Source organism: Nocardia sp. CA-107356 (assembly GCF_050946365.1).
Lineage (GTDB): Bacteria > Actinomycetota > Actinomycetes > Mycobacteriales > Mycobacteriaceae > Nocardia.
In genome coordinates this window covers 4,928,565-4,935,121 of sequence record NZ_CP191992.1, presented here as the reverse complement: position 1 = coordinate 4,935,121, position 6,557 = coordinate 4,928,565, and the positions used below count along the sequence as shown (strand labels likewise).

The following is a 6,557-nucleotide window of genomic DNA, read 5'->3' as shown; positions in this document are numbered from 1 at the left end:
CTCTCCTCGAATTCCGAGGCACGAGGGCAGCGCGCAAAAAAAGGCCCGTCCGTGCCCCGAATTTCCCGTAGGGGCATTCTTCCTTGCAGATGCAATTACATATGCACTTCACCGACGTTGAAGCGAGCGTCCATCCCCTGCTGCGGTCATGCGCCCCGTGTCCCGACCTTGCCGAGCAACCGTGCAACAAATTCGCCGTAACGGCGATATGACGATGTGCCGCCGCACGCGTGTAGACGTCCAGAAAACCCTGCTCACGCGAGGTCCATGGAGACCTCACCGGACGTGTCGAACTACGTACGGTATGTCCGTATCAAATGAAATCTGCGTTGTCGAAGTGGCCGATTCCCGCACCCCACCTCGGTTCGGGATCGCAACCCCAAAGTTAGGCTTGACCCGGGGCGGCTGCCGCTTCGAACATTACTCTGCCCTTCAAAAGACAAGATGCTCGCACGTCCACGCGCCGGAACGCCGTGTAGGAACCTTCTGCGCCCGCAATATATGGAGACCCGTTGCGCCACATCCATCTAATGCTACTGAACACCGGCTTTGATGTCTCGCACTCGACGTGAATCGATGAGTTCCGCGGGCGGAAGGTGTGATTCGATCGGTTGCGACACCGAACACCGCCGCGCCCGTTGCCCGACGGTCAGATAAATCGTGAGGGATGTAAATTCGGAGCCCTCTTACCGAGTTGGCCTGCGATTCCGGTGCGGCTCTCACGTAAAGACCGCTACCGCTACGGCGTGGCGTCACCCCGTGTCATCCTCTAGTACTCCAGCACACCTTCGTGATCGGTGATGAGGGCGCTGGGTAGTGAGGTTATGTGGCGGGTCGCGGGTCGGCCGCACATGCCCGATCACGTAGTCGCGCAGGTCATCTCGCAGACCATCATCGTCCACCGCAGCTGCCGACAGCGGGTGCCGCATCCGCCCCTCGGGCCGGTACCCCCGGCTCCGCAGGTGTCCAGCAGTTCTTATCCGGCAGCTCCGACACCATCCCACTAATGGTGTCGATGTCACCGATCCAGCCAACGAGCCCACGACGCCTCCTTGCCCCAGAGTCGCCTTTTCCTGACATCGACGCATTGTGCACCATATGAGAAGTGCGCACGCTGCGACACGCGCCGCATGAGCCAGGCCATATCAGACGGACCCGCTGAAGTGCGCGGCCGTACTCCGGCAGCCATGAGCCAACACGCAACCACAGCCGCAATGTCCCGACCGGCTTCTCCCGAGAAATAGGTGATAGATGCGAGCAAATGTCGGAAAATCGGGCAACGCGCATACCGAAAGTTTGCTTCCTCGCGAGCGGCCGGCTGACATCGGATTGTGATAGGGCATGACACCGCGTTCCGATCGTCGGAATATTCGTCATCGATCGACGCCGCAATCGCCCGCGCGCCCCCTTCCGACCATGTCCGATTCGAGCGCTGGATTACGACAAGTCGGCCAGCCGTGCCGGACATCTCGGCTTCGGTAGGTCGGTATCCCCCCGGCCGAATCTGCTCAGCGAGATCCGCGCGCATGGACAGTGACGGTGACGCCAGGTCGACGGCCGTCAGCAGCGGCGGACCGTACCCGGTCTCCCATTCGGCGATGAGTCCGTCCAAGCGATCCGAGAGTTCGGCATCGCCCGCGGCTGCCGGACGCCCCGACGACATCTCGCTCCAGGTGGCCCGTTCACCTGCCATTGTGCACATCCGAGAAGTACCTGGGGACGCACCCGCGATCCAGCCGGGCGGGATAGGGGTCGCCCAATCGGACTGGTAGGTGACCGTTTTCGTAGGCACGGTCCACGTGGATCTGCGACAGCGGTTCCGCCCCGAGTGCCCGGAACTCCCACCGTGTTCCCGTGGAATCCGGTTGCCAACCGTCCGGGTCGATCGCGTATACCCGCTGGACCAGTCGGTCGACGACAACGATGGCGTGATGGGCATTGCGTCTCGCCGCGCTGTTCACCCGCCACCATCGCCGATCTCGCTCATAGAGTCCTTCCGGGGACCGAAGGGCAGACGGCCCGGCATCCGGCCACGGCTGCGAGATGATGAGTGCGATACGTTCACCGACCGCGGTGAGGGCACCCCAGCGCTCATAGGCATGCGCCCGGTCCAGGCCCGTGACGGAGGCAACGTCGCCCAGCCCGGCCGTATTGTCGAGCGCGGCGGCAGCAGCTTCCGACATCCCGGCGTCGATCTCGCTCGCGAGCACACTGTGCACTCGCAGCAGGGCTAGTTGGAACTCACGCGCCTGCGCGAATTCCAGCTCACCATCCTCATAGCGAGTCCATGCCTGTGGTCCGAGCCCGCTCAGTTGGCCGGCGAGTCCGACCAGGATTGTCCGCACGGACCGTGACAGCCACAACCTCTCGGTTGCCCACATATCGCGCGCAAAGGAATACCCGCAGCCGTCCACCTGTCCATCGGTCATAGCCAAGGACTCTAGCTCGGAGATACTCACAGTTCACAGATTTACCGGATCGATCTCAATTAAATTTCTTCTCATGGCAAATTAGATAGCCAGATATTTGCATTGTGCCGATCAGTCGGTACGTAGCTACTTTTCGCTCGATTTCGACGGCATCAACCGAAACGGTCTTGCGGTCCACGACATCCCAGCTCGAACAAACCTGGACCCCAGATTGCAGACCTCGGGCAAGGCGAATGCCCGATGTCCTCCCCCAATCGATCGGCCAGCGTAACGATATGTCGTCCCGCCACCGACGTCTGGGCAGATGTGCGTTCCGCGAACACTGTCGTTGCTCGAAACGGGAGGACACACTGATTGCGAATCCGATGACATCCACGACCTCCGCCGCCGAACCCACCACCACGGCCAATCGGTTCGATTGGTCGATCGGCCACGCCGACGACACGATCGTGGTGACGTTCGGCGAGGAACGCGCCGGAATCGAGTTACCCGCTCCGCTGCGAATCGGGGTGGAGTTGTTCTTCCAGGACAACGGCCTGTCGGGACCGACCATCGCTATCGGTGGTCCGGTCGGGCGCCATATCCGGCTCGTCACCGGCATCAGCAAAGCCGATCGGGCCATCGAGTACCTCGAACACTGCGGGGCAGTGCTGCACGTCGGCCGCGCCGTATGGCGCCTGCCAGCCGTTTCGGGACCTGGCCTCGCATGGTCGGCGGGCGGCGGACACGGCCATCGCATACCCCCGCTCGTAGCGGTCGCCGCCGCGGTTCGAGCGGTGCGTCTGTACACCCCCGACGGACTCGAGCAACTCCCGCAGGCGTCACGTGGAGAATCATCGCTGGCTGCTCGGTAGGTGCCGATTCGGCTGCGGCCGAACAGCGTTCGACCATCGGCTAGCGCGTCCGACTGCAGCTGTCCCGCCACACCACCCGTTCACATGGGTGGCGTTGTCCGGCGGTGGCAGCATCCACGTGTTCTCAGGGGTGGGCGGCGATCGCCGCCTCTTGTCGCCCGGTCCGGGGGCGCTCCCATCGGCTACAACTCAGAACGCTCCACCGCGCATCGGTCAGCATCGGCAGCACGGTATCGGCGATGAGATTTGCTGCGGTCCGATACCCACCGCATAGCCAGAGCGAGAGGGCAGCGTGGGGGTCTTTGGCTAGCCGCGGCCGGCGTTGCGAGCAGTGCCGCGGTGGGCGGGCACGGTAGTGGGGTCTTCCGGCCAGGCGTGTTTGGGGTAACGGCCGCGGAGATCGGCGCGGACTTGTGGCCAACCGGTGCGCCAGAAGGATGCCAGATCTGCGGTGACTGCGACCGGACGTTGGGCGGGTGAGAGCAGATGCAGCACGATCGGGACGCGGCCATGGGCCACGCGTGGTGCGTCTGTCCAACCGAAGACTTCCTGCACTTTGACCGCGAGCACCGGCGGGTCGGTCGAGTAGTCGAGGCGGGGGCGGCTGCCGGAGGGGACCTCTAAGCGTTCTGGCGCCAGTTCGTCCATACGGGCGGCGTCCGGCCAGGGCAGCATGCGACGCAGTGCCTGTCCGGCGTCGATGCGTTCGAGGTCGGCGCGGCAGCGGGCGGCGGCAAGCTCGGGGCCGAGCCAGGTGTCGGCGGCGGCGAGCAGCGACTCGTCATCGACCGACGGCCAGGGGGCACCGAGGGTGCGGTGTAGGAAGTCGAGGCGCTGGCGCAAGGCGATCGCATCGGAATCCCAGCGCAGCAGGCCGAGACCGGTCGAGCTCAGTCCACGACGGACCGCAGCGCCGAGCGATCGGCGATCGGGGTCACGAATCAGCTTCACCGACAACACGATCGCCCCCAGTCGTTCGACCCGCCGGGCGACCACATCGCCGTCGATCCAATCGACCTCCTCGACGGTCGTCAGCAGGCTCGATGCGGCACGGCGGGCCAGCTGTTCATCGGCGACCGCAGCCAACCGTATCCACCCGTCGGAACGCCCCGGATCGCGAGTCGCGACGCCGACCGCCAGCCACTCCGCATCACCTGTTCCGGAGCCGGGCGGCAGCGTCACCGCCGTGCCGCCGACCATGAGATAGCTCGCCGAACCCGGGGCGCGCCGTCGCGCCAGCCGCTCCGGATGAGCCAGTGCGACAACGAAAGCCGGATCGTCGACCCCGTCCGACGCCTCGACCAATCCAGCCAGCCGCTCGACCTCCCGCCGCCAGCGCGCCGACCGCTCGCGCCGCAGCACACGCAGACCGGCCGTGAGATCGACTCCGGACACAAGGGTGTCGTCGTCGAGGACAGTGACCACTTCCGCAGCCGCCCGCGCACCGACCTCGGCCGCCCCGTCGAGCAACGCCCGCGCCAACCGAGGATGCAGCCCGATCCGGGCGATGCGCCGCCCACGGTCGGTCACATCACCATCTGCGTTCACGGCGCCCAACGCGCGCAAGACATCCCGGCCGGCCGCCAACCCACCTGGCGGCGGAGCATCCCACCATGCGAGGCCATGACCGTCAGCCGTGCCCCAACACGCCAGTTCCAACGCCAACCGCGTCAGATCCGCCGTCCGAATCTCCGGCTCCGGATAGGCAGGCAGCGTGCTGTGCTCGTATTCCGGCCAGCATCGCCACACCCGCCCCGGAGCCTCACGCCCGGCACGCCCAGCGCGCTGCTCGGCCACCGCCGCCGAGACTCGAACTGTCGCAAGCCCGGACAGCCCCCGCCCCCGATCGATGCGTGGCACCCGAGCCAGCCCCGAATCCACCACCGCCCGCACCCCGGGCACCGTCAAACTGGACTCTGCTACCGCTGTGGACAACACCACTCGCCGCCGCGGCCCGGGCCGCAACGCTATGTCCTGCCCCGCAGCGGAGAGTCTGCCGTGCAACGGAACGAGATCCACCCCGTCCACGTCGGCCAGCAGCGCTGTCGTCCGGCGGATTTCGGCTGCCCCGGGCAGGAAGACCAGCACGTCACCCTCGGTTCCGGCAAGCGCGGCCCGGGTGGCGCGCGCTACCTGCGCTTCGACCCGCTCGCGTGGCAACGACGGAACATACGTCATGTCCACCGGATAGGTCCGCCCTTGGACCTGCACCACCGGCGCCGCACGATCCCCACCCAACAGCACCGAAAGCCGTTCAGCCGCAACAGTCGCCGACGTAGCAAGCACTCGCAGATCCGGCCGCAACCCGGCCCGAGCATCGAGTAGCAGCGCCAACAACAGATCCGCGTCGAGATGCCGCTCATGACACTCGTCGAGCAAAACCACATCAACCCCCGCCAACTCGGGATCGCTCTGCAACCGTCGCACCAGCAACCCCGACGTGACGACCTCCACCTGAGTCTCCCGCCCTACTCGCCGATCCCCTCGGACCGAGTATCCGACGGTCTCCCCCACCGACTCCCCCAGCAAAGCAGCCATCCGCCCAGCTGCGGCCCGAGCCGCCAACCGTCGAGGCTCGGCCACCAGCACCCGCCCCGCAGTCCCCGAGGCCAACGCCAACGGCACCAAGGTCGTCTTCCCGGTCCCCGGCGGCGCGACCAGCACGGCAGTCTCGCGTTCGGCCAACGTCCCGACAATACGATCGAGAACACCGCGGACCGGTAGATCAGGAAGCTCAGGCAGTTTCATTACCGACAAGTCTGCCGTCTCGGCTCCGATCAACGACGTCCTACCCACCGCACGGATTGCGATAGGTCGCCCCGTATTTTGTGCCGATCGGATCAACGGCAAGCAGAAATGCCGCAAGGCAGTGGAGTCGGCAACGAGTCCACCCCGGCGGAAATGCCTATTACATCAGCGCTCAACGCCACCCACCGAGGCATTGCGGCCAACATCGTCGGCGTGGTGACGCGCTGCCCTGGTCCTACGAACCCAGGGCTTTCAAGGAACCGCTCCTCGCAACAGGTATCGGATGTTCACTGAACCGAGTTGGTTTCGTGGTCACGTACGCACGAGGTTTGCATCGCGAGTCCGGTCAACAATCCAAGGTCCCGTTGCGTCCGGCCACGTTCCCGGCCCCTGCTCCAGGTGCTCGGCGCTGATAGCCACCGACGTGCGGGGGCGCGGTCCTGCAGGGGTGACCACGATCAGTGCGGCCAGGTCGCGCCGGCCGAATTAGCTCTGACCCGAATTTCACCCTGGCGCAGCAACATAT

At 65.4% G+C, this 6,557-nt stretch carries 3 protein-coding genes; 1 reads left to right on the top strand and 2 read right to left on the bottom strand.

Annotation, left to right across the window (positions count from 1 at the left end; all coding sequences use genetic code 11):
- Positions 1-1,682 precede the first annotated feature (1,682 nt).
- Positions 1,683-2,429 carry a hypothetical protein gene (locus ACQP1G_RS22300; RefSeq protein ID WP_433207594.1) on the bottom strand — a complete coding sequence of 249 codons (747 nt, stop codon included), beginning with the start codon at positions 2,427-2,429 and terminating at the stop codon, positions 1,683-1,685.
- Between the two features lie 365 nt (positions 2,430-2,794).
- Here ACQP1G_RS22300 and ACQP1G_RS22295 point away from each other — a divergent pair, with 365 nt between their 5' ends.
- Positions 2,795-3,283 (top strand): hypothetical protein, encoded by a 489-nt coding sequence (locus tag ACQP1G_RS22295; RefSeq protein ID WP_433207591.1) that lies wholly within the window; start codon positions 2,795-2,797, stop codon positions 3,281-3,283.
- Between the two features lie 306 nt (positions 3,284-3,589).
- Here the strand turns inward: ACQP1G_RS22295 and hrpB are convergent, their stop codons facing one another.
- The gene (gene hrpB / locus ACQP1G_RS22290) at positions 3,590-6,031 is read right to left on the bottom strand and encodes an ATP-dependent helicase HrpB (protein WP_433207588.1); all 2,442 of its coding nucleotides are present in this window, start codon (positions 6,029-6,031) and stop codon (positions 3,590-3,592) included.
- Positions 6,032-6,557 lie beyond the last annotated feature (526 nt).

What these genes read in the sequence shown, in the direction of transcription:
- ACQP1G_RS22300 (WP_433207594.1), bottom strand. Translation starts at nt 2,429, where the DNA reads ATGACCGATGGACAGGTGGACGGCTGCGGGTATTCCTTTGCGCGCGAT.
- ACQP1G_RS22295 (WP_433207591.1), top strand. Translation starts at nt 2,795, where the DNA reads ATGACATCCACGACCTCCGCCGCCGAACCCACCACCACGGCCAATCGG.
- hrpB (WP_433207588.1), bottom strand. Translation starts at nt 6,031, where the DNA reads ATGAAACTGCCTGAGCTTCCTGATCTACCGGTCCGCGGTGTTCTCGAT.